The sequence below is a fragment of the Streptomyces sp. NBC_01335 genome, assembly GCF_035953295.1.
Lineage (GTDB): Bacteria > Actinomycetota > Actinomycetes > Streptomycetales > Streptomycetaceae > Streptomyces.
In genome coordinates this window covers 5,091,975-5,114,371 of record NZ_CP108370.1, presented here as the reverse complement: position 1 = coordinate 5,114,371, position 22,397 = coordinate 5,091,975, and the positions used below count along the sequence as shown (strand labels likewise).

The window sequence follows — 22,397 nt, the reverse complement described above, 5'->3', positions numbered from 1 at the left end:
TCCGGCGTTTTCCCAGCCATTCACCAAACCGCTGATCTTGTGCGGGCGTTGGCGTTTCACTCACCGTCGGCCGCGTCCGCATACGGCAATTGATGAGTACGAGAACTCATTGACGCCACCCGCTCCCCCGTGCGTCCGCATGATGCCCGTCGAGGCGACCGCCAACCCTTCTTTGCAGACGCCATTTTATCCGGATCTTGGGGCGGCCCGGCCGGCCACCGGACCGGGAGGGGGGCACGCCCGGACCCGCCGCCGGGTCCCGACCCCCGCCGCGCCGCCCTCAGCAGGGGCGACGCGAAGACGACCGGAGCGATCCGCTCCGGTGAGCGCGCGACCTCACGGCACCTCAGCAACGGCTTTACGGGCGCGCCGCGTTGACATCGGGGAAAGGATCCACACGGTCGCAAAGGTTCGGGCCGCCGCCCCGTGGGCCGGGGCGCGGAGGGGCTCGTACTCAGATCACGGAACCACCCGTACCGGACAGAACGAAGCGCCGCCCGGACCGCCCCACAACCGCTAGGACGAGTGAATCGTCATCAGAGGTCTTGACAAGTCGATTGGTCTGGACCAGTTTATCGGCCAGCGGTGGCCACCGTCCTCCCGTCGCCCTCCCGCGGCGACACCCACGCATAACCGCACGGACCCGCACGGACCCCCCGGCGCACCCCCGCCACCACCCCGACTCCCCCCGGAGGATGCAGTGGAACGCACCGCAGGCAGCAGGCACCGAAGGCCCCACACCCGTCCCGCGCTCGGCGCCGCCATGGCGGTCGTCGCGGCGGGCGCGCTGACCCTCACCGGCATGGTGAGCAGCGCGGAGGCCGCCGACGTCAACGTGGCCAAGAACGCAGGCTTCGAGTCGGGCCTGACCAACTGGACCTGTACGGGCGGCAGCGGAGCCACCGTCTCCTCGCCCGTGCACGGCGGCTCCGCCGCGCTCAAGGCGACCCCCGCCGGGCTGGACAACGCCCAGTGCAGCCAGACCGTCGCGGTGAAGCCCAACTCGACGTACTCGCTCTCCTCCTGGGTGCAGGGCAGTTACGTCTACCTCGGCGTGAGCGGCACCGGCACCACGGACGTCTCCACCTGGACGCCGAGCGCCACGAGCTGGACGCAGCTCGCCACGAGCTTCACGACGGGTGCCTCCACCACCTCGGTCACCGTCTACACCCACGGCTGGTACGGCCAGCCCGCCTACTACGCGGACGACTTCGCGGTCACCGGCCCGGACGGCGGCGGTGGCACCGACCCCGCCCCGACGGTCCCGGCCACTCCGGCGGGTCTCACCTCGGGCTCCAAGACCTCGTCCTCCGTGTCGCTCGCCTGGAACTCCGTCTCCGGGGCCACCGGTTACACCGTCTACAAGGACGGCGCGAAGGCCACCACCTCGACCGGGACCTCGGCGACCATCTCGGGGCTCTCCGCCGACACCGCGTACTCCTTCGCGGTCAGCGCGACCAACGCGGCGGGCGAGTCGGCCAAGTCGGCCGCGCTCAGCGTCCGTACGTCCACCTCGGGCACCACGAACCCGCCCCCGTCGACCACGGTGCCGAAGCACGCGGTGACCGGCTACTGGCAGAACTTCAACAACGGCGCGACCGTCCAGAAGCTCAGTGACGTGCCGGCCGCCTACGACATCATCGCGGTCTCCTTCGCGGACGCCACGTCCACGCCGGGCGCGGTCTCCTTCACGCTGGACTCGGCCGGTCTGAACGGCTACACGGTCGACCAGTTCAAGGCCGACATCAAGGCGAAGCAGGCCGCCGGGAAGAACGTCATCATCTCGGTCGGCGGCGAGAAGGGCGCGGTCGCGGTCAACAGCGACGCCTCCGCCACCGCCTTCGCCGACTCGGTCTACTCCCTGATGCAGACGTACGGCTTCAACGGCGTCGACATCGACCTGGAGAACGGCCTCAACTCCACCTACATGTCGAAGGCGTTGCGCTCGCTCTCCACCAAGGCGGGCTCGGGTCTGGTCATCACGATGGCCCCGCAGACCATCGACATGCAGTCGACGTCCGGCGAGTACTTCAAGACGGCGCTCAACGTCAAGGACATCCTGACCGTCGTCAACATGCAGTACTACAACAGCGGTTCGATGCTCGGCTGCGACGGCAAGGTCTACTCGCAGGGTTCGGTGGACTTCCTCACCGCGCTCGCCTGCATCCAGCTGGAGGGCGGACTCGACGCCTCGCAGGTCGGCCTCGGCGTTCCCGCCTCGACCCGGGGCGCGGGCAGTGGTTACGTCGCCCCGTCGATCGTGAGCGCCGCGCTCGACTGCCTGGCCAAGGGCACCAACTGCGGTTCGTTCAAGCCGTCCAAGACCTACCCGACGCTGCGCGGCGCGATGACCTGGTCCACCAACTGGGACGCCACCGCGGGCAACGCCTGGTCGAGCGCGGTCGGCGCGAGCGTCCACGCGCTGCCGTAACCGGACCGGCCACCGGCGACCGGCCGTGAACAACCGGCCGTGAGCCGACGGCCGGAGCCACACCGTCGAAAGGCGTCACCGCTCCCCCGGTGGCGCTTTTCGGCGTCTCCGGAGGAGCGGTGGAGGTACGGCAGGGGTGCGCGGGCCCGGCCGAGAACGGCGGGACGCGCGGGCTCAGCCGAGTACGGCGAGCGCGTCGATCTCGATGAGCAGGCCCTTGGGCAGGCCGACGTAGACCGTGGTGCGCGCGGCGGCGGGGGCCTTGAGGCCCTGCTCCTCGAAGTACGCGTTGTAGATCTCGTTCATCTCGGCGAAGTGGTCCACGTCCGTGAGGTAGACGCGCATCATCATCACGTCGTCCCAGCTCGCGCCACCCTCCTCCAGGATCGCCTTGACGTTGGCGAAGGTCTGGAGAGTCTGCTCACGGAGGGTGGGACCGGCCGGGGTCGGGGCCTGGCCGTCCACGGCGGGGAGGAAGCCGACCTGGCCGGCCACCTGGAGGATGTTCCCCTTCTTCACCCCGTGCGAGAACTTCGCGGGCGGGGTGGTGTGGGTGCTGGGGGTGAGAGCGGTCTTCTCGGTCATGGATCGTCCTTCTACGGTGCGGTGTTCGTATCGAGTGCGGCAGGTGCTGCGGACACGGCGGGCACGGCCGTGCCCGAGTACTCGCGGCTGATGGTGTCGGCGGTGCGGCGCAGCAGGGGCAGCAGGGCGAGCAGTTCCTCGGCGGTCACCAGGACGTTCGGCGCGGAGACCGACATCGCGGCGACCACGCGTCCGTCGGCTCCCCGGACGGGGGCGCCGACGCAGTTGATGGACTCCTCGTGGCCGCCGAGGTCGGTGGCCCAGCCCTGGGCGCGGACGGTGGCGAGTTCGCGGAGGAAGGCTGCGGCGTTGGGCGTCGAACGGGGCGTGTACGAGGGGTAGTCGAGCCGTTCGGCGACGGCCCGGCGCTCCGGTTCGGGGAGGTCGGCGAGGAGCAGCTTGGCGACGGCGGCCACGGACATGGCGACGGTCTTGCCGATGCGCGAGTACATCCGGACCGGGTAGCGGCTGTCGACCTTGTCGATGTAGAGGACCTCGCCCTCCTCGTACACGGCGAGGTGGACGGTGTGTCCGCAGTTCTCGTTGAGCTCCACGAGGTGCGGGTGGGCGATCTCGCGGACGTCGAGGTTCTCGACGGCCTCCTGGGCGAGCGCGAAGAGGCGGGCTCCGAGGCGGTAGCGCTGGTCCTCCTGGCGGTAGACCAGTCCGTGTTCACGCAGGGTCCGCAGCAGGCGCAGCGCCGTGGACTTGTGGACGCCGAGCCGGTCGGCGACGCGGCCCAGGTCGGCGGGGCCCTCGGCGAGCAGCGGCAGGATGCTCAGCGCTCGGTCGACGGTCTGGCTCATCCGGTGACTCCTTCCGCCGCCGCTCCCGGACGCCCGGCTCCCGTACGTCCCGCGTCCGTACGCTCCGCCTCCGTGGCCTCCGTGGCCTCCGTCCCGGTGGGTCCGGTCCATCCGGGGCCGAGTCGCAGTCTCCCCCATGCGTCGTCGTCCAGCGCGGCGAGCCGGTCGGCGTGGGCGCGGGCCGGGGGGTGGGCGAGGTCGCCGGGGACGGTGAGGACGGCGGCGGCCAGCAGGTGGCCGTGGCGGATCCGGTCGCGCACGGGCAGGCCGCGCAGGGTCGCGGAGAGGAAGCCGGCGGCGAAGGCGTCGCCGGCGCCCACGGCGGCGACCACGTCCACGCGGGGGGCCGGGACCGTGGTGATCTCGTCCGTCGCCGCGCCGGGCGGGGTGGAGTCGGGGCGGGCGAGGACCGTCGCACCGTCCGCGCCGCGCTTGACGACGAGGACGGCGGGTTCCGGGAGGGCGGCGCGCAGGGCCTCGGGTCCGTGCACGCCCCAGGCCTCCGCCGCCTCGTCCTCGCCGACGAACACCACGTCGGCGCCGCGTGCCAGGTCGCGCAGGACCCCGGGGCCCTGGGGGTGTCCGCGCCAGAGGCGGGGGCGGTGGTTGATGTCGAAGGACACCAGGGGCCTGCCGGGGCGCTGGGCGGTGAGCGTGCGCATCAGCGCGAGACAGTCGGCGGAGAGCGCGGCGGTGATACCGGTGAGGTGGAGGACGCGGCCGGCGAAGAGGGTGTCGTACGGGGCGTTCGCCGGGGACATCGCGGAGGCGGCGGACCCGGCGCGGTAGTAGGCGACCTCGTGGTCCGGGTCGGCGCGGTCGGCGGCGGTGCGGAAGTAGACGCCGGTGGGGCGGTCGGGGTCGCGGTGCACGACGGAGGTGTCGACGCCGTGTCCGGCGATGGCGGAGACGAGGTGGTCGCCGAAGCCGTCGTCGCCGACCCGGCCGACCCAGGCCGTCCGGTGCCCGGCCCCGGCCAGGGCGCAGGCGACGTTGGACTCGGCGCCGCCGATTCCGCGCAGGAAGCCGGGTACGTCGGCGAGGCGGCCGGGCCCGGTGGGGTGGAAGGTCACCATCGACTCGCCGAGGCAGACGACCTCGACGGCGCCGGGGGTACCGGCGTGAGCGGGCTCGCCGCCACCGGCGTGAGCGGGCTCGAAGGCACCGGCGGCGCGGTCGGGCTCAAGGGCACCGGCGCGGGCGGGCTCATGAGCGCCGGCGTCCGCGGGGCCGGCCGTTCCCGTTCCCGTTCCGGTTCCGGACACCTGGGCTCCTCGCTGGTCGCTGGTCACGGCCGCCGTCTGTGGGGCTGCCGTCGGCGCCGGCTCGTCGTTGACCCGGCGTCGGCTCGGATGTTAGACAGCCTGGAGCGACATACGCAATGAGTGTTGCAGAGGATGCAACGCTCCGGGAAACCGGGAAAAGGGGATCCGCATGGCAGCCGACGCGACATCCGGAAGCGGTAAGACGGGCACCACGGCGACCGGCGGGGCCGAGGACGCGGTGGCGGTCGCGGAGCGGCATGCCGCCGCGCTCGCCGACGAGCGGATCGACTCCCGCTTCAAGGGCCTGCCCCCGGACGCCGAGGGGCTCACCGTGGGCGCTCTCGCCGCGGAGGCCCGGCAACTCTTCTCCGGCGGGTTCACCACCCCGCTGCTGACGCTCTCCGCCGAGTCCCTCGACGCCAACCTCGCGCTGCTGGAGACGTACACCGAGCGGCACGGGCTGGCCTTCGCGCCGCACGGCAAGACCTCGATGTCCCCGCAGCTCTTCGCCCGCCAACTCCGCCACGGCGCCTGGGGGATCACCGCCGCCGTACCGCACCAGGCCCGGGTCTACCGCGACCACGGCATCCGGCGGATCTTCCTCGCCAACGAGGTGGTGGACCCGGTCGCGCTGACCTGGCTGGCGCGCGAGCTGGACGCGGACCCGGAGTTCACCGTCGTCGTCTACGTCGACTCGGTGCGCGGGGTCGAGCTGATGGACGAGGCCCTGCGCGCTGCGGGCGCCCGCCGCGCGGTGGACGTGGTGGTGGAGCTGGGCGCGGGCGAGGGGGCCCGTACCGGCGTACGCACAGAGGCGGAGGGCGCGGCGGTCGCGGAGGCGGTCGCCGCCGTGTCCACCCTGCGGCTGGTCGGGGTCGCCGGTTACGAGGGCGAGGTGCCGGGTGCCACCACCGAGCGGGTCGGCGACTGGCTGCGCCGACTGGTCGCGTTCGCCGGGGAGTTCGACAAGGCGGGCCGGTTCGACGGACTCTCCGGGGGCGAGGAGATTCTGGTGAGCGCGGGCGGCAGCGCCTGGTTCGACGTGGTCGCCGAGATGTTCGCCGAGATCCCCGAACTGAGCCGCCCGGTGTGCAAGTTGCTGCGTTCGGGGGCGTACGTCTCGCACGACGACGGCCAGTACCGCAGCCTCACTCCCTTCAACCGGGTACCGGAGGAAGGAGAGTTGCGGCCCTCCTTCCGGCTGTGGACGCAGGTCGTCTCGCGCCCCACCGACGGCCAGGCGTTCGTCAACGCGGGGAAGCGGGACGCCGCCTACGACCTCCACCTCCCCGAGGCCCAGGTGGTCCGTTCGGCCCGGGACGGTTCGGTGCGGCCGGCGACCGGGATCACCGTCACCGGCCTCTCCGACCAGCACGGCTGGCTGGCCACCGAGCCGGGCACCGGGCTCGAAGTCGGCGACTGGGTCGGCCTGGGGCTCTCGCACCCGTGCACCTCCTTCGACAAGTGGCAGCTCATCCCCGTCGTGCGGGAGGACGGCACGGTGACGGAGTACCTGCGCACCTACTTCTGAGCCGCCGCACTCCGTCGCGACCCGCCGTAAGCCGTCGCAAGGCGTCGTAAGCCGCCGTGAGCCGACGAACAGCCCCAACCACCTCCGGGAGAAACGCACATGGACCTCGTCATCCGCGACGCGCGTGTCGTCGACGGCGGTGGCGGCCCGTCCTTCCGGGCGGACGTCGCCGTCGACGGCGGGCGGATCGCCGCGATCCACCCGGAGGGCTCCCCGGGCCGGCGCCCGACCGCCCGCCGCACCCTGGAGGCGGACGGCCTCGCGCTGGCTCCCGGCTTCATCGACATGCACGCCCACAGCGACCTCGCGCTGCTCCGCGACCCCGACCACAGCGCGAAGGCCGCCCAGGGCGTCACGCTCGAAGTCCTGGGCCAGGACGGCCTGTCGTACGCCCCCGTGGACGACCGCACGCTCGCCGAGGTCCGCCGGACCATCGCCGGGTGGAACGGCGGCGGCGAGGACGTCGACTTCGACTGGCGCACGGTCGGCGAGTACCTCGACCGGCTGGACGGGAACTTCGGCGGCGAGGGCATCGCCGTCAACGCCGCCTACCTCGTCCCGCAGGGCACGGTCCGGATGTACGCGGTGGGCTGGGAGGACCGCCCCGCGACCGGGGCCGAACTGGACCGGATGCGCGGGCTCGTCGCCCAGGGCATGCGGGAGGGCGCGGTCGGCATGTCGTCCGGCCTGACCTACACCCCCGGGATGTACGCGGACGACGCCGAACTCACGGAACTCTGCCGGGTGGTGGCGGACCACGGCGGTTACTACTGCCCGCACCACCGCTCGTACGGGGCGGGTGCGCTGGAGGCGTACGAGGAGATGGTGCGGCTCACCCGGAAGGCGGGGTGCGCCCTCCATCTCGCCCACGCCACCATGAACTTCGGGGTGAACGAGGGCCGCGCGCCCGAACTGCTCGACCTGCTCGACCGGGCGCTGGACGAGGGCGCCGACATCTCGCTGGACACGTACCCGTACACCCCCGGGTGCACCACGCTGGTGGCGATGCTGCCGAGCTGGGCGAGCGAGGGCGGCCCGGAGGCGACCCTGGCGCGGCTCGCCGACCCCGCCACCGCCGCGCGGATACGCCACGACCTGGAGGTCACCGGATCGGACGGCTGCCACGGGGTGCCGATCGACTGGGACACCATCGAGATCTCCGGCGTCACCTCCCCCGCGCTCGCCGGGTACGTGGGCCGCACGGTCGCCGGCTCGGCGCGGGAGCGCGCCGAGGAGCCGTGGACCACCGCGCGGCGGCTGCTCACCGAGGACCGCCTCGGCTCCACGATCCTCCAGCACGTGGGGCACGAGGAGAACGTCCGGCGGATCATGCGCCACCGCGTGCACACCGGCGGCAGCGACGGCATCCTGCGCGGCGACAAGCCGCACCCCCGCGCGTACGGCACCTTCCCGCACTATCTCGGGCGTTACGCGCGGGAGTTGGGGGTTCTCACCCTGGAGGAGTGCGTGGCGCACCTGACCTCCCGCCCGGCGGCCCGGCTGCGCCTCGCGGACCGGGGGCTGGTCCGCGCCGGGTACCGCGCCGACCTCGTACTCTTCGATCCTTCGACGGTGGCGGCAGGTTCGACCTTCGAGGCGCCCCGAACCCTTCCGGTGGGCATCCCGCACGTGCTGATCGACGGCCGGTTCGTCATCGAGGACGGCCGCAGGACCCAAGTGCTGGCGGGCCGCTCGGTCCGCTCGACCGCACGCTGACCCGGGGCCGCGCACTCCCGGGGTGCGCCTTCCCCGGCCGTGCTTCCCGGACCGTGCGGGGGCCCGGGAAGGCACCGACGGCCTTACGGCCTGGGCAGGGTGCAGCCGCTGCGGGTGAGGTCGATCACGCTGGCGGGGCCGACGCAGGGCACGATGCCATAGGTCTCCTGGGCGTAGTTGATGCCCTGGCGCACGGTGACCGTGCCGTTGGCGTCGACCTCGCACGGGTTGTTCTCCGTGCACTGCTCGCCGTCCTCGTTGCCGGTGTTGTTGACGGCGACGACCTTGCCGGTCGCGTTGTCGATCACCGGGGAGCCCGAGGTGCCGCCGATGGTCTGGCAGGCGGAGGTGTAGCGGACCGAGTCCTTCCAGGTCCACGCACCTTCCTTGAGACGGTAGACGAAGCCGTCGACGGCGCAGGAGTAGGTCCGCTTCCAGTAGCCGGACGCGACCGTGATCGCGGTGCCCTGGACGGGGTGGGTGGCGGAGAGCTCCAGGGCCTTGATGCCGTAGCTGCTCTCTATCTGGGCGTAGGTGCGGGTGAGCTGGTAGAGCGAGATGTCGGTGTCGGTCATCGTGCCGTAGGCGATCTTGCTGGCGCGCAGGGTGCCGACGCCGGTACCGGCCGCGTTGAGCAGCGCGAAGGACCGGGTGGACGCGCGGTTCACGATGACCTGCCCGGCGGCCGGGAAGCCCGTCTCCAGGCAGTGGCCGTTGGAGAGGACCAGCGCGGGATCGGTGGGCAGGGCGGTGGGGGTACGGACGACGGAGCCGGAACAGTTGCTCAGCGCCACGGTGCCGGCGAAGCCGACCGCCTGCACACCGGCGACGGCCCTCGCACCGGCGACGGCCGGGGCCGCGGAAGTCGCACCGGCGGCGGGCGCGGACTTGCCGACGGACACCACGGACGCGGACGCCTCCGAGGCGGTCGCCCCGGCGGTGTCGGTGGCGGCGACAGCCGGCACCGCGCCGGCGCCGAGGAGAAGGGCGCTCAGGAGCGCGGCGACGAGAGGCTTTTTCATGGGGGGTCCCCTCCGATGACCTGGTGCGCGGGCGCACCGGGTTGGGCGGGCCCGCACACGCGTGGCCGGAGATCTTCCGGCCTTGGCATGAGCATGGTCACGTACCCCCGGGACCCCCACAAGGGGCGGAATCAAGCCGCGCCCGGCAGATCCCCGGCAGGCTCGGGAGCGCCCGGCTTCCCCCGCGAGGGAGCCCGCGCGGCGGCCGGGCCCGGTTCAGGCCCCGGCCGCCGCCGCTTCCCTGGCGTAGGTCACGGCCTGGAGGAGCGAGAGGCCCGGCTCGGCCTTGCGCAGCACCCTGATCGCTTCGGTGGAGTCGGCGGGGCCCGCGTGACCGGCCGCCGTGAGCCGCTCGCGCACCCAGCGGACGCGCAACTCGGCCTCGGGGCGGTCGGTGTACGGCCCGACGAGGGCGAGCGCGCGCTCCAGGCCCGGGCGGTCGGCGGGAGGCGCCGCCGCCAGTTCCTCGCGGAGCGCGTCGAGGATGCCGGTGGCGTCGTGCAGGACGAGGACGGCGAGATGGTTCTTCACGAAGAGGCCCATGATGCGCACTCTTCCCGGGGAGCCCGGCCCCGGCGCACGGGTTGAGCAACATCTGAGGCACCGCACCCGCAGTCCCTGCCGCCCCGACGCCCGCCGCACCCGCGCCCGCCGCCCGCTGCCCCCGACGCCCGCCGCACCGGCAGCCCCCGCTCCCCCTCCGCCCGCCGCGCCCTCCGCCCCCGCGTTCCGTACGCGCGTCCGGCCCCACCTGCCCGTACGTATGCGCGTGCGAGCGGGGGAACCCGCGTGGCGCATCTCACCCACGGCTGCGACACACGCGCATTCCAAGCCGCACCACCGGCACGACCGGGCGTTCCCACGGCTCACCCGCCCGGCCGCATGGCGATGGAAGCCTCGGCGGCCGACCGGCCCGCTCCCGAAGGGGCCGCCGGAACGCGACTCCCGAGCACGCCGCGAAACACCGCCGTAAGCTCGCTGACATGCAGGTCATCCAGTCCACGAAGCTCGCCAACGTCTGCTACGAGATCAGGGGCCCCGTGCTGGAGGAGGCGATGCGGCTGGAAGCTGCCGGTCAGCGCATCCTCAAGCTGAACACGGGCAACCCGGCGGCGTTCGGTTTCGAGTGCCCGCCCGAGATCCTCGAAGACATCCTGCGCAACGTCGCGGGGGCGCACGGCTACGGCGACGCGAAGGGCCTGCTGTCGGCGCGCCGGGCCGTGATGCAGCACTACCAGACCAAGGGCATCCCGCTGGACGTCGAGGACATCTACCTCGGCAACGGCGTCTCCGAGCTGATCCAGATGTCGATGCAGGCGCTGCTGGACGACGGCGACGAGGTCCTCGTACCGGCGCCCGACTACCCGCTCTGGACCGCCTCGGTCTCGCTGGCGGGCGGCACGGCGGTGCATTACCGCTGCGACGAGCAGGCCGACTGGATGCCGGACCTCGCCGACATCGAGCGTAAGATCACGGACCGCACCAAGGCCATCGTGATCATCAACCCGAACAACCCGACCGGCGCCGTGTACGACGACGAGATGCTGCGCGGGCTGACGGAGATCGCGCGCCGCCACTCCCTGGTGGTCTGCTCGGACGAGATCTACGACCGCATCCTCTACGACGGCGCCACCCACACCCCGACCGCGGTGATCGCCCCGGACCTGCTGGTCCTCACCTTCAACGGTCTGTCCAAGAACTACCGGGTGGCCGGATACCGCTCCGGGTGGCTGGCGGTGTGCGGGCCGAAGGAGCACGCCTCCTCGTACATCGAGGGGCTGACCATCCTCGCCAACATGCGGCTCTGCGCCAACATGCCGGCCCAGCACGCGGTGGCGACGGCGCTCGGCGGCCGGCAGTCGATCGACGATCTGGTGCTGCCGGGCGGCCGGATCCTGGAGCAGCGGGACGTGGCGTACGACCTGCTGACGCAGATCCCCGGGGTGACCTGCGTGAAGCCGAAGGGCGCCCTCTACCTCTTCCCCCGGCTCGATCCGAAGGTCTACAAGATCAAGGACGACCGGCAGATGGTGCTGGACCTGCTGCGGGCCGAAAAGATCATGGTGGTGCACGGCACCGGGTTCAACTGGCCGGAACCCGACCACTTCCGGGTGGTCACGCTGCCCTCGGCGGAGGACCTCCGGGACGCGGTGACGCGGATCGCGCACTTCCTGGACGGTTACAGCCAGCCGTGAGTGAAGGCCGCCGTCGGCGGTGAGCGGAATGGCCAGGAGCTTCGGGCCGGCCGGAGCCGGTGCCCGCAGCGGCCCCCGGACCTCAGACGGTCGGGACCAGGCGCGGGGTTCCGGCGGCCGTCGACAGCGCTTCGGCGTGCGCGTCCATCCGTTCCGCCGCGAGGATCGCCGCTGCGGTGTCGGCACGCGACGCCGCCACCACGAGCGCCCGGCCCGCGAGGGCGTGGGCGCGGCGGTGCAGGGCGGCGGGCGGGGCGTCGATCAGTCCGGCGTGGCGGGCGGGGGGCGTGCCGCGCAGCCGGGACACCTGCTCGGCGATGCGGTCTCCGGCCGCGTCGAGCCCGAGCTCGTCGGTGACGGAGAGCAGCGCGGCGAGGTGTCCGGCGAGCTGGATGTCCAGCTCCTCCTCGCGGCTGCGGTGCGGAAATCCGGCGGTGTCGGCCGGTGTGTGGACCGACGGGGTGCGGATCGGCTCGTACATGGGATGGCCTCCAGGTTCTGCTGGACAACCATCCTATCTTGGAATCAGTCTAAAGTTGTGTGCGATCTCGTGATCGCCGCGCCCCGGCCCGCGCGGGAGGTGGCCGGCCCGCTCGCAGGTCACCCCCCGCCCGGCATCCGTCCCGGTCAGACCGGCTTGCGGACCCGGATGGTCGCCGTCGCACCGGCGGCGAGGTGCACGTCGTCGCCCGCGTAGCCGACCTGGTACGTCACCTCGCCGTTGGCGCCGGGGATGTCGTCGATGGTGAAGGTGCCGTCCGCCGCGACGGCCGCCGACGTCAGCGTGCCGGTGCCCCTCTTGTCGGTACGCACGACGGAGAGCGTGATCCCGGCGGGCAGCGCACGGCCCTGACCGGTGAGGGTGCCGGTGATCCGCAGGCCCACGCCCTTGGTGCCCTCCGCCGGGGCGGTCAGCGCGATCGAGGTCGGGGCCTTCGCCACCTCGGTCTCCAGGGCGATGTCCTCGGTCGGGCGGTGGGTCAGGTCACCGGTGAACGAGACGGTGTACGTGGCCGGGCCGACCACCGAGGGCACGTCCAGCACGGTGAACGTCCCGTCGGAGTCCACCTCGGCGGGGGCGAGCGTACGGTCGCCGCCCGCGTCGTGGCGTACGGCCGTCACCTTGACGGGCTGCGCCGGTGCGGGCCCGTCGATCTCCAGCCGGCCCCGGATACCGAGGGGTTCGCCGACCACGGGCCGCGCCGCACTGGTGGAGAGCGGGCCGGTGAAGCGGGTGTCGTACTGTGCGGCGGGCGGCTGGACGATGTGCAGCCAGTACTCGTATCCGGTGCCGCCGTTGGTGACGGCGAAGAGGCGGGAGCCGTCCTCCGACCAGGCGAGGCCGCGGGGCACGACCTTGCTCCCGTCGAGCGCGCCCTCGAAGGCGAACTCCAGCGGGGGCGTGGCGTCCGCCGGGTCGGCGGCCTGGACCAGCAGGTCGGCGGTGGAGCCGGTGGCGGCGGCGCCCCGCGCGATGTACTTCCCGTCGCCGCTGAAGGCGACCGCGCTGGCCACGGCGCCGTCGGGGAGCGGCTGGTAGGCGGTGGAGGCGTCGGAGAGGTCGTCCGCGTTCAGCAGCCGGGTGCCGGTACGGGCGTCCGCGACGGCGATCAGGCTGCCGTCCGCGGACTCGGCCACGTCCCGCATGTCCAGTCCGCCCTGGCCGGTGCTGTCGGCGAACCGGCGCTCGGCGGTGCGGACCAGGCTGGTGCCGCTCGCGTCGAAGACGGCGAGGTGCGGGTCGGTCACGGCGGTCCCCCGGGGCTGGGCCATGATCAGCCGGTCCGGGGTCTGCGGGGTGCTGAAGAGCCGGAGCCGGCCGGTGTCGTTCCAGCCGGTCGTGGTGTTCGTACCGTTGGCCGTTCCGTACACGGTGTAGGTCCGGTTGTCGCAGTCGCTGTCGTAGTTGGTCCCGGTGTACCAGGTCCGGCCGCCCGCGAAGCCGGTGTCCCGGGGGCAGTACACGTCGTAGGTGCCGTACACGCGGCCGGTACGGGCGTAGCTGGTGGTGTCGAACGAGACCACGCCCGACGTCTGACCGACCTCCAGCGTCGAACTGTCCGAGCTGAGCGCCATGGTGGACGGCACGTCGTCCGTCGCCAGGGTGGTGACCTTCTCGCCGCCGAAGTCGTAGACCTGGACCGAACCCGTACCGCTGGTCCTGCGGTCGTCGCTGACGTAGACGCGCTGGTGGACCGAGTCGACGACGAGCGAGCCGAACGAGCTGATCGGCAGCTTGACGACCTGTTCCCCGGCCGTCCCGGTGTCGGCGGCCCGGGCGGCGGGCGCGGCCAGGGCGGTCAGGCCGACGGCGCCCAGCGAGAGCGCGGCGACCGCCGCGGCGGCTCGCAGACGGATTTTCGAGTTCCTCAACGTACTTCCCCCACACACGTGTCGACACCTACGGGCGACTCCCGGAGGCGTGCGAAGGACAGGTAACTCTCGTGAACACCACATGCGCAAGGGATTGGTGAAAACCGGCGTGTCACGCAGTCCGGGACGGCTCCGGTGCACATCCCGGGGCGCCGAAACAGCGCGACCCCCGGAACCACTCGGGTTCCGGGGGCCGTTCACGCGCTCGCTCCAGGGGCCTCGCCGGGCTCAGCCCAGGCGCCGCACCAACGCCCGGTATTCGTCCCACAGTTCCTTCGGCGTGTGGTCGCCGAAGGTGTTGAGGTGCTCGGGGACCAGCGCCGCCTCCTCGCGCCAGACCTCCTTGTCGACGGTGAGCAGGAAGTCCAACTCCGCCTCGGAGAGCCCGAGTCCGTCGGTGTCGAGCGAGCCCTTGGCCGGCAGGATGCCGATCGGCGATTCGACGCCCTCGGCCTTGCCCTCCAGCCGCTCCACGATCCACTTGAGCACCCGGCTGTTCTCGCCGAACCCGGGCCAGACGAACCGGCCCGCGTCGTCCTTGCGGAACCAGTTCACGTAGTAGATCTTCGGCAGCTTCGACTGGTCGGGCTTGTCCGCGCCCACCTTGATCCAGTGGTTCATGTAGTCGCCCATGTTGTAGCCGCAGAACGGCAGCATGGCGAACGGGTCGCGGCGCAGCTCGCCGACCTTGCCCTCGGCCGCGGCGGTCTTCTCGGAGGCGACGTTGGCGCCGAGGAAGACTCCGTGCTGCCAGGTGAAGGACTCGGTGACCAGCGGTACGGCGGTGGCGCGGCGGCCCCCGAAGAGGATGGCCGAGATCGGCACGCCCTTCGGGTCCTCCCACTCGGGGGCGATGATCGGGCACTGGCCGGCCGGGACGGTGAAGCGGGCGTTGGGGTGGGCGGCGGGGACGCCGGACGCGGGGGTCCAGTCGTTGCCCTTCCAGTCGGTGAGGTGCGCGGGCGGCTCCTCGGTCATGCCCTCCCACCAGACGTCGCCGTCGTCGGTGAGTGCGACGTTGGTGAAGACGGAGTTGCCCCACATGGTCTTCATGGCGTTGGCGTTGGTGTGTTCGCCGGTGCCGGGCGCGACGCCGAAGAACCCGGCCTCGGGGTTGATCGCGTAGAGACGGCCGTCCTCGCCGAAGCGCATCCAGGCGATGTCGTCGCCGATGGTCTCGACGCTCCAGCCGGAGATGGTGGGCTCCAGCATGGCGAGGTTGGTCTTGCCGCAGGCGCTCGGGAACGCGGCGGCGACGTACTTCGACTCCCCGCGCGGTGGCGTGAGTTTGAGGATCAGCATGTGTTCGGCGAGCCAGCCCTCGTCGCGCGCCATGACGGAGGCGATCCGCAGCGCGTAACACTTCTTGCCCAGCAGGGCGTTGCCGCCGTAGCCGGAGCCGTACGACCAGATCTCGCGGTCCTCGGGGAAGTGCGAGATGTACTTGGTGGTGTTGCACGGCCACGCCACGTCCGCCTGGCCTTCGGCGAGCGGGGCGCCGAGGGTGTGCACCGCCTTCACGAAGAAGCCGTCGGTGCCGAGTTCGTCGAGGACCTCCTGCCCCATCCGCGTCATGGTGCGCATGGAGACGGCGACGTACGCGGAGTCGGTGAGCTCCACGCCGATCGCGGAGAGCGGGGAGCCGACCGGGCCCATGCAGAAGGGCACGACGTAGAGGGTGCGGCCCCGCATCGAGCCCCGGAAGACGCCCTGTTCGCCGGAGAAGATCTCCCGCATCTCGGCGGGGTCCTTCCAGTGGTTGGTCGGGCCCGCGTCCGCTTCCTTCGCGGAACAGATGAAGGTGCGGTCCTCGACGCGGGCGACGTCGCTCGGATCGGACGCGGCGTAGTAGGAGTTCGGGCGCAGCGTCGCGTCCAGCTTCGTGAAGGTGCCCTTGGCGACGAGCTCCTCGCACAGGCGCTCGTACTCGGCTTCGGAACCGTCGCACCAGACCACACGGTCCGGCTGGGTGAGGGTCGCGATCTCGTCTACCCAGGAGACGAGTTCCTGGTGCCGGGAGGGAAGAGGGGAGGGAGCTGCGATGTCGCGCGCCACGATCGCTCCTTGTCGAGGGTGGATTTCGTTGATGCCCCGTGGGGGCTTCGACCCGGACGCTTCGACTCGCGTCATCCCTGGCGCTCATCCGGTGCCGACCGCACTCATTTGATCATCCGCCGAGACCGCCCATCTGTCCAGGGGGCCTCACATGTGAGCATCGCCACTCCCCGTGTCGGCTTCGACACCCTCGGATCGGGGCTCCCCCGCGAGCCCCGGAAGTGCAGAAGCTCCGGAAATCACCGGGAATCTTTGGGAACATCCGGGACTTTCCGAGGCTCCGAGAACGCGGCCGCCGCCGACCGGAGCGTGAACACCACCGCCCATAGGCGGCACTTACGGAGGCGTAGGTAGCATGCGGACATGACTGCTGCAGGTGCGTCCGCACCCGAAACCGCCGTCCTGGACGCACGTCCGATCAAGCCACGGATGCGCGGCTGGCTGCACGCCGGAATGTTCCCCGCGGTGCTGGTCGCGGGGCTGGCGCTCATCACGCTCACGGACAGCACCAAGGGACGGATCGCCTGCGCGGTGTACGTCCTCAGCGCCTGCCTGCTCTTCGGCGTGAGCGCGATCTACCACCGCGGCACCTGGGGCCCGCGCGGCGAGGCGGTGCTCCGGCGGCTGGACCACGCGAACATCTTCCTGATCATCGCGGGCACGTACACCCCGCTCACCCTGCTCCTGCTGCCGGACTCCACCGGGCGCCCGCTGCTCTGGGCGGTCTGGGCGGCGGCGCTGGCGGGAATCGCGTTCCGGGTGTTCTGGGTCGGCGCGCCACGCTGGCTCTACACGCCCTGCTACATCGCGATGGGCTGGGCGGCCGTCTTCTTCCTGCCGGACTTCATGCGGACCGGCGGCGTCGCCGTCCTGGTCCTCGTCGTCGTCGGCGGGGTGCTCTACAGCGCGGGCGGCGTGATCTACGGCCTCAAGCGGCCCAACCCCTCACCGCGGTTCTTCGGCTTCCACGAGGTCTTCCACTCGCTGACCCTCGCGGCGTTCGCCGCCCACTACGTGGGCATCTCGCTCGTCGCCTACCAGCACGGCTGATCCTTTCCGCAGGTACGTCCAGGACGGCTGTGGCCGCGGCCTCGAAAGGCCGCGGCCACAGCCGTCTTCGGGATCGGCGGGCTCAGCCGCCCAGCCGCCGGCTCAGCTCCTCGGCGTCCGTCGTCGGGGTCTCGCAGACGAAGTGGCGGCAGACGTACGCGGTCGGCTCACCCTCCACCAGCGCCCGGTCCACCAGCAGCGGGAACTCCCCTCCGCCCGGCTCCCCCGCCGCGACGACCGCGCCCGGCGCCCGTCCCAGCAGCGCCGTACGGTGCAGCTCCCCGCCGACCGGCCCGGCCACCGCCACCTCGCGGGGCCCGTCGAGCAGCGCCTCGGCGGCGGCCAGCCCCCAGCCCACGAACCGGGGCGCGCGCGGCCCGAGCGCCTTCACCACTCCGAGTGCACCCTCGGCCGCCGTGCGGTGCGGCTCGGAGCCGGTGTGCGCCGCGTACGACAGGAGCGCCCCGGCCGCCGCCGTCCAGCCGGACGGGGTGGCGTTGTCGGTGGGGTCCTGCGGGCGGCGGATCAGCTTCTCGGCGTCGTCCGCCGTGTCGTACAGCTGCCCGCCCTCCCCGGCGAACCGGGTCAGCACCACGTCGAGCAGCAGCCCGGCGAACTCCAGCCAGACGCCCTCGCCGGTCACCGACGCCAGCGCGAGGAACCCCTCGGCGACGTCCGCGTAGTCCTCCAGCACCCCGCTGTTCTCGCCGGCCCGCCCCTCCATCGAGGTGCGGCACAGTCGGCCGTTCTCGCCCAGGTGTACGCGTACCAGCAGGTCGGCGGCCTCGGTGGCCCGCTCCACCAGGTCGGGCCGGTCGAAGTAGGCGCCCGTCTCGGCCAGCGCCGCGACGGTCAGGCCGTTCCAGGCCGCGACCACCTTGTCGTCCCGCCCCGGACGGGGCCGCAGCTCCCGGGCGGCCAGCAGCCGGGCCCGGACGGAGGCGACCCGCTCGGCGTCGGCCACACCGTCGGAGCCGTCCGCCTCCGCGTCCACCGCCTCCCCCGCGTCCACCGCGTCCACCGCCGTGCCGGCGTCGAGCCGGAGCACCGAGGAGCCCTCCTCGAAGGTGCCCTCCTCGGTCACCCCGAAGCGGGCCGCGGCGAACGCCCCGTCCTCCTCGCCGAGCACCTCGCGGAGCTGGGCGGGTGTCCACACGTAGAACGCGCCCTCCACGTGCCGGCCCCCGGCGTCCTCGCTGTCCGCGTCGAGCGCCGAGGCGAAGCCGCCCTCGGTCGTCCGCAGCTCCCTGACCAGGAAGTCCGCCGTCTCCAGCGCCACCCGTCGGGCCAGGTCCGACCCGGTCGACCGCCACAGATGCGCGTACACCCGGCAGAGCAGCGCGTTGTCGTAGAGCATCTTCTCGAAGTGCGGGACCGTCCACTCCCGGTCCACCGCGTACCGCGCGAACCCGCCGCCGAGCTGGTCGTAGATGCCGCCCATCGCCATCGCCGCGCAACTGTCCGCGGCCATCTGCAGGGCGCCCTCGGAGCCGGTACGGGCGTGGTGGCGCAGCAGGAACTCGATCACCATCGACGGCGGGAACTTCGGCGCACCGCCGAACCCGCCGTGCGTGTCGTCGTAGTCCCGGGTCAGCCCCAGCAGCGCCCGCCCCAGGTCCGACTCGTCCGGCACGCCCTGCCCGCCGTGCGCCAGCGACCGCCCGGCCAGGTCCGCCACGATGTGCCCGGCCACCTCGGCGACCTCCCCGCGCCGCTCGGTCCACGCGGCGGACACGCCTTCCAGCACCTGCCGGAAGGACGCCATGCCGTGCCGGGGCTCGGGCGGGAAGTACGTACCGAAGTAGAAGGGCTCGGCGTCCGCCGTCAGGAACACGGTCATCGGCCACCCGCCCTGCCCGGTCGCCGCCTGCACCGCCTCCATGTACACGGCGTCGACGTCCGGCCGCTCCTCCCGGTCCACCTTCACCGGGACGAAGTGGGCGTTGAGGTAGGCGGCCGTGTCCTCGTCCTCGAAGGATTCGTGCGCCATGACGTGGCACCAGTGAATCAGCGGAAGCATAAGTGGCAGGACGCATAGCCCACACTCAAGAGAATGGGCACGTCCCGCCGCTTAGCTTCCGTCATCGCCTCCTCTCCCCATGGCCACCAGTCCACTGGATTGGAGGCGTGCTGGAGCAGGTAGGGCGACTGTGCGTTAGCCAGTCTGTTCATGCCGCCATCGTTGCACGGTCCCACCCGTGGCGGGCGGCCATCCGCGCTGCGGGCGCGGCATCGGGGGCGCCCGCTCGGGCTCCCGCGCGCCCCTGACTTTCGGCGCCGACTACGGGTCAGCTCGTCCGGTGAAGCGGGTGTTCCCGAGTCGGTGAGGGTTCGGCGTCGCGGTTCGGCATCCTCCGCCCGGTGTCCGCTTCTGCCGGGACCGCGGCTCTGCCGATCGCGACGGCGGGTGCGTTCCCGGCCGCATCCGTCACTGTTCGAAGCCGAATACCTCATCATCGAACGGGCGAAAATCTGCACTGGCGGGAGTAGACATTGGGTGGCGGTGTGGTTATGGTTTCTCTCGTAGCCCAGAGAGACAGCAGGGCCCGACAGATACGAACTGCCGGGCGCAGTACCTGTAGTTGCAGTGCGCAGGACGGTGCGGTGGTGGAGTCGCGAAGCCAGAGAAGACGCAGGACGGCGACGTGGCTGACGACCGGACCGGGTGGCCCGCAGTGATCAGGGGCCGCCGCGAGCAGTACCGCGGTTCACGCAAGGGCAGTACCCAGCAGCGAAGTGGAGTGAGAGGTACCTCGGTGAAGGCGTCGGCTGCGGACGCGCGCACCGGGTGGTTCGGCAGTGGGGTTCCAAGCCGGAGCAGACGCAGGACGGGCGACGGGGCTGGCTGCCGAAGAGCGGCGCGGGTCGAGGCCGCCGAGCAGTTCGCATCACCAGCAGTACGCAAGAGAGCAGTACCAGCAGTTCCCAGTCCCCACTGGTAGGCAGTCGATCACCGAGGGAAGAACGGAGGAGGCGAGCGCCATCAGGATCGCCCGGACGGAACAACAGGGTCCGGGTACCGCAGGACATCGATAGTGAGGTGGTCTCCGGTCAAGCAACCGCGATCCCCGCATCCCCGACACCGTTCAGGTCGGGACGGCGGACACAGAAGGCCGGCGCAGAACCAGGGCCGGCAGATGGTGTAGCAGTTCCTTCGGGGCCCTGGTGCCACAGGCACCAGGGCCCCTCCACGCGTTCCAGGAAGAGGTGCGAATGACCGCAGACGACTCGTACGACCGTCTCGACGACGACGATTACCCCGCCTACACCATGGGCCGGGCCGCCGACATGCTCGGCACCACCCAGGGTTTCCTGCGCGCCCTCGGCGAGGCCCGCCTCATCACCCCCCTGCGCTCCGCCGGCGGACACCGCCGGTACTCCCGCTACCAGCTGCGGATCGCCGCCCGCGCCCGCGAGCTCGTCGACCAGGGCACCCCCATCGAAGCCGCCTGCCGCATCATCATCCTCGAAGACCAGCTCGAAGAAGCACAGCGGATCAACGCCGAACACCAGCGCACCCACCCCACCGTCAGCCCGGCCGGCGCCGGATGACCGCGGCGGGCAGCCGTGCCGGCGCGCATGGTCGGACACGGCCGAGCGGCCTCGCGCACGCCTGCTGCGACACGGCCCCTCCGGTTCATCTCGGCCGGCTCGGTGACGACACATCAGAAGTTTTCCGAAAGAAGCGGGAATGGCCTCCGGGCGGCGGGGCAAAGGACCGCGCGTAGGAGTGCGGAAAAGGGAAGGTGACACCATGACGGCCGTGTCGGCGCGAACCGCCGCGGAACGCAACGTGCTCACGGAGCCGTGCGTCATGACCGGTGTGGACACACGGTCCGCGGTGGAGGATCTGCCGTGGGTCGAGGATGCCGGGAAGATCGCTCCCCAGGACGCACGGTCCCTGTCGAAGGTGTTCTTCGACCGCCTCCGGACGCTGGAGGAAGGCACCCACACCTACCAGTACGCGCGCAACACACTCATCGAGATGAACCTCTCCCTCGTCCGCTACGCCGCGCAGCGCTTCCGCAACCGCGCCGGAGACGACACCGAGGACATCGTCCAGGTCGGCACGATCGGCCTGATCAAGGCCATCGACCGCTTCGACCTGTCACGCGAAGTCGAGTTCACCACCTTCGCGATCCCGTACATCGTGGGCGAGATCAAGCGGTTCTTCCGCGACACCAGCTGGTCCGTCCATGTCCCCCGGCGCCTGCAGGAGCTGCGGGTCGAGCTCGCCAAGGCCAAGGAGACGCTGTCCGTCAGGCTCGACCGGGACCCGACGGTCAAGGAGCTCGCCGCCCACCTCGCCCTGAGCGAGGAAGAGGTCGTCGAGGGGCTCGTGGCCGCCAACGGGTACTCGGCCGGATCGCTCGACGTTCCCTCCTCCGACGGCGACGACGGGCGCCAACAGCGTGGCTACGCCGAGGTGCTCGGCGACTGGGACACGGCGATGGAGACCTTCGAGAACCTCCACGACCTGGCCCCACACCTGGAGCAGCTCGACGAACGCGAGCGCCTCATCGTCCGGATGCGCTTCGGCGCCGAGATGACCCAGGCCCAGATCGGCGCGGAACTCGGCATCTCCCAGATGCACGTCTCCCGGCTGCTGAACCGCATCCTGCGCAAGCTCCGCGAAGGCATGAACGTCGTGGCCTGACCCCGCTTCCCTCTCCCTCGACGGCCCCCGGTCACGCGCAGGCACCCGGGGGCCGTCAAGCATGCCTGCGGCTTCCCGCGGCGCAGCCGAGGAGGGAGACGGGGTGCACTCCTCGTGGCCGACGAGCACCCCGTGGTGAGGAGTGGGCCGCTCAGGCGGTTTCGCGGTGCTCGGGTTGCGCGGTGGGCTCGCCGACGGCGTCGCACAGAGCGGCGAGGCCTACGGCTAGGGCGCTCTGGGCGTCGGGGCTCATGCGATCCATGGCCTGGCACAGGACCTGTTCCCGGCGGTGCCGGATGCCGTGGAGGTAGGCCTCGCCGGCCTCCGTGAGTTCCAGTTGCGTGGCGCGCCGGTCCTCGGTGTGGGGGGTGCGGCGGAGGAATCCGGCGGCCTGGAGGCGGTCGCACAGGCGGGTGACGGACGGTGCGGCCGAGGAGAGGCGACGGCCGAGCGCGGTCAGGTTGATGCCTGGTTCGCGTTCGATGAGGTACATCACACGGGTTTGGGCGGAGGAGAGCGGCGCGGTGCTGAGCGTGTCGCGGTGGCGCTCCCACGCTGCCTCCAGCAGCTCCAGCATGTCGCCGATTCCGGGCGCGGTGCGGGAGGCGTGCTGGTCGTGGGAGGCGTGGGCCTCGCGCATGTGACACTCCCGAGTGGGCGCTTCGTGCCCGTTCTGGCTGGTCGATGTGAGCAGTCGCATAGATGAAGATA

General features: G+C 71.7%; 18 protein-coding genes. 7 read left to right on the top strand and 11 right to left on the bottom strand.

Annotation, left to right across the window (positions count from 1 at the left end):
• The first annotated feature begins 700 nt into the window (after positions 1-700).
• The gene (locus OG599_RS22060) at positions 701-2,431 is read left to right on the top strand and encodes a chitinase (protein WP_327177702.1); all 1,731 of its coding nucleotides are present in this window, start codon (positions 701-703) and stop codon (positions 2,429-2,431) included.
• 174 nt (positions 2,432-2,605) lie between these two features.
• Here the strand turns inward: OG599_RS22060 and OG599_RS22055 are convergent, their stop codons facing one another.
• From OG599_RS22055 to OG599_RS22045, 3 genes are read right to left on the bottom strand one after another with little or no spacing between them, the layout of a single operon-like run.
• The gene (locus tag OG599_RS22055; protein WP_327177701.1) at positions 2,606-3,016 is read right to left on the bottom strand and encodes a RidA family protein; all 411 of its coding nucleotides are present in this window, start codon (positions 3,014-3,016) and stop codon (positions 2,606-2,608) included.
• 11 nt (positions 3,017-3,027) lie between these two features.
• A complete protein-coding gene (locus OG599_RS22050; protein WP_327177700.1) occupies positions 3,028-3,822 on the bottom strand; it encodes an IclR family transcriptional regulator in 795 nt (264 codons plus the stop codon).
• Positions 3,819-4,898, bottom strand: a complete 1,080-nt coding sequence (locus tag OG599_RS22045) for a sugar kinase (protein ID WP_442809702.1) — start codon at positions 4,896-4,898, stop codon at positions 3,819-3,821. The genes OG599_RS22050 and OG599_RS22045 overlap by 4 nt, the downstream gene beginning before the upstream one ends.
• A 358-nt stretch (positions 4,899-5,256) precedes the next feature.
• On the opposite strand from OG599_RS22045, the gene OG599_RS22040 reads away from it, so the two are divergent.
• Positions 5,257-6,618, top strand: coding sequence for an alanine racemase (locus OG599_RS22040; RefSeq protein ID WP_327177698.1), 1,362 nt, complete (start codon positions 5,257-5,259; stop codon positions 6,616-6,618).
• A 99-nt stretch (positions 6,619-6,717) separates the two neighbouring features.
• Positions 6,718-8,334 (top strand): N-acyl-D-amino-acid deacylase family protein, encoded by a 1,617-nt coding sequence (locus tag OG599_RS22035; RefSeq protein WP_327177697.1) that lies wholly within the window; start codon positions 6,718-6,720, stop codon positions 8,332-8,334.
• Between the two features lie 83 nt (positions 8,335-8,417).
• On the opposite strand, the gene OG599_RS22030 is transcribed toward OG599_RS22035, so the two are convergent.
• Together OG599_RS22030 and OG599_RS22025 are read right to left on the bottom strand one after the other, a co-directional pair.
• Entirely contained in the window at positions 8,418-9,356 is a 939-nt protein-coding gene (locus tag OG599_RS22030) for a S1 family peptidase (RefSeq protein WP_327177696.1), read from the bottom strand.
• Positions 9,357-9,572: 216 nt separating this feature from the next.
• Positions 9,573-9,899, bottom strand: coding sequence for a hypothetical protein (locus OG599_RS22025; protein WP_327177695.1), 327 nt, complete (start codon positions 9,897-9,899; stop codon positions 9,573-9,575).
• 440 nt (positions 9,900-10,339) lie between these two features.
• On the opposite strand from OG599_RS22025, the gene OG599_RS22020 reads away from it, so the two are divergent.
• Entirely contained in the window at positions 10,340-11,551 is a 1,212-nt protein-coding gene (locus OG599_RS22020; RefSeq protein WP_327177694.1) for a pyridoxal phosphate-dependent aminotransferase, read from the top strand.
• Between the two features lie 82 nt (positions 11,552-11,633).
• Here the strand turns inward: OG599_RS22020 and OG599_RS22015 are convergent, their stop codons facing one another.
• The 3 genes from OG599_RS22015 to OG599_RS22005 all read right to left on the bottom strand — a co-directional run bounded on the left by OG599_RS22015 (position 11,634) and on the right by OG599_RS22005 (position 15,979).
• A complete protein-coding gene (locus OG599_RS22015) occupies positions 11,634-12,032 on the bottom strand; it encodes an SCO4983 family protein (protein ID WP_327177693.1) in 399 nt (132 codons plus the stop codon).
• Positions 12,033-12,178: 146 nt separating this feature from the next.
• The gene (locus OG599_RS22010) at positions 12,179-13,924 is read right to left on the bottom strand and encodes an Ig-like domain repeat protein (RefSeq protein ID WP_327177692.1); all 1,746 of its coding nucleotides are present in this window, start codon (positions 13,922-13,924) and stop codon (positions 12,179-12,181) included.
• Positions 13,925-14,152: 228 nt separating this feature from the next.
• Positions 14,153-15,979, bottom strand: coding sequence for a phosphoenolpyruvate carboxykinase (GTP) (locus OG599_RS22005; protein WP_327177691.1), 1,827 nt, complete (start codon positions 15,977-15,979; stop codon positions 14,153-14,155).
• Between the two features lie 363 nt (positions 15,980-16,342).
• On the opposite strand from OG599_RS22005, the gene trhA reads away from it, so the two are divergent.
• Positions 16,343-17,029 carry a PAQR family membrane homeostasis protein TrhA gene (trhA, locus tag OG599_RS22000; RefSeq protein ID WP_327177690.1) on the top strand — a complete coding sequence of 229 codons (687 nt, stop codon included), beginning with the start codon at positions 16,343-16,345 and terminating at the stop codon, positions 17,027-17,029.
• A gap of 82 nt (positions 17,030-17,111) precedes the next feature.
• Here trhA and OG599_RS21995 read toward each other — a convergent pair whose 3' ends face one another.
• Positions 17,112-19,019 carry a thioredoxin domain-containing protein gene (locus tag OG599_RS21995; protein ID WP_442809499.1) on the bottom strand — a complete coding sequence of 636 codons (1,908 nt, stop codon included), beginning with the start codon at positions 19,017-19,019 and terminating at the stop codon, positions 17,112-17,114.
• A 17-nt stretch (positions 19,020-19,036) separates the two neighbouring features.
• Positions 19,037-19,201 carry a DUF255 domain-containing protein gene (locus OG599_RS35495; protein ID WP_442809498.1) on the bottom strand — a complete coding sequence of 55 codons (165 nt, stop codon included), beginning with the start codon at positions 19,199-19,201 and terminating at the stop codon, positions 19,037-19,039.
• A 1,041-nt stretch (positions 19,202-20,242) separates the two neighbouring features.
• Here OG599_RS35495 and OG599_RS21990 point away from each other — a divergent pair.
• Both OG599_RS21990 and OG599_RS21985 read left to right on the top strand, forming a co-directional pair.
• Entirely contained in the window at positions 20,243-20,581 is a 339-nt protein-coding gene (locus OG599_RS21990) for a helix-turn-helix domain-containing protein (RefSeq protein WP_327177689.1), read from the top strand.
• A 262-nt stretch (positions 20,582-20,843) separates the two neighbouring features.
• Positions 20,844-21,686 (top strand): RNA polymerase sigma factor SigF, encoded by an 843-nt coding sequence (locus OG599_RS21985; protein WP_327180137.1) that lies wholly within the window; start codon positions 20,844-20,846, stop codon positions 21,684-21,686.
• A 151-nt stretch (positions 21,687-21,837) separates the two neighbouring features.
• On the opposite strand, the gene OG599_RS21980 is transcribed toward OG599_RS21985, so the two are convergent.
• Positions 21,838-22,326 (bottom strand): MarR family winged helix-turn-helix transcriptional regulator, encoded by a 489-nt coding sequence (locus OG599_RS21980; RefSeq protein ID WP_327177688.1) that lies wholly within the window; start codon positions 22,324-22,326, stop codon positions 21,838-21,840.
• Between the last annotated feature and the right edge of the window lie 71 nt (positions 22,327-22,397).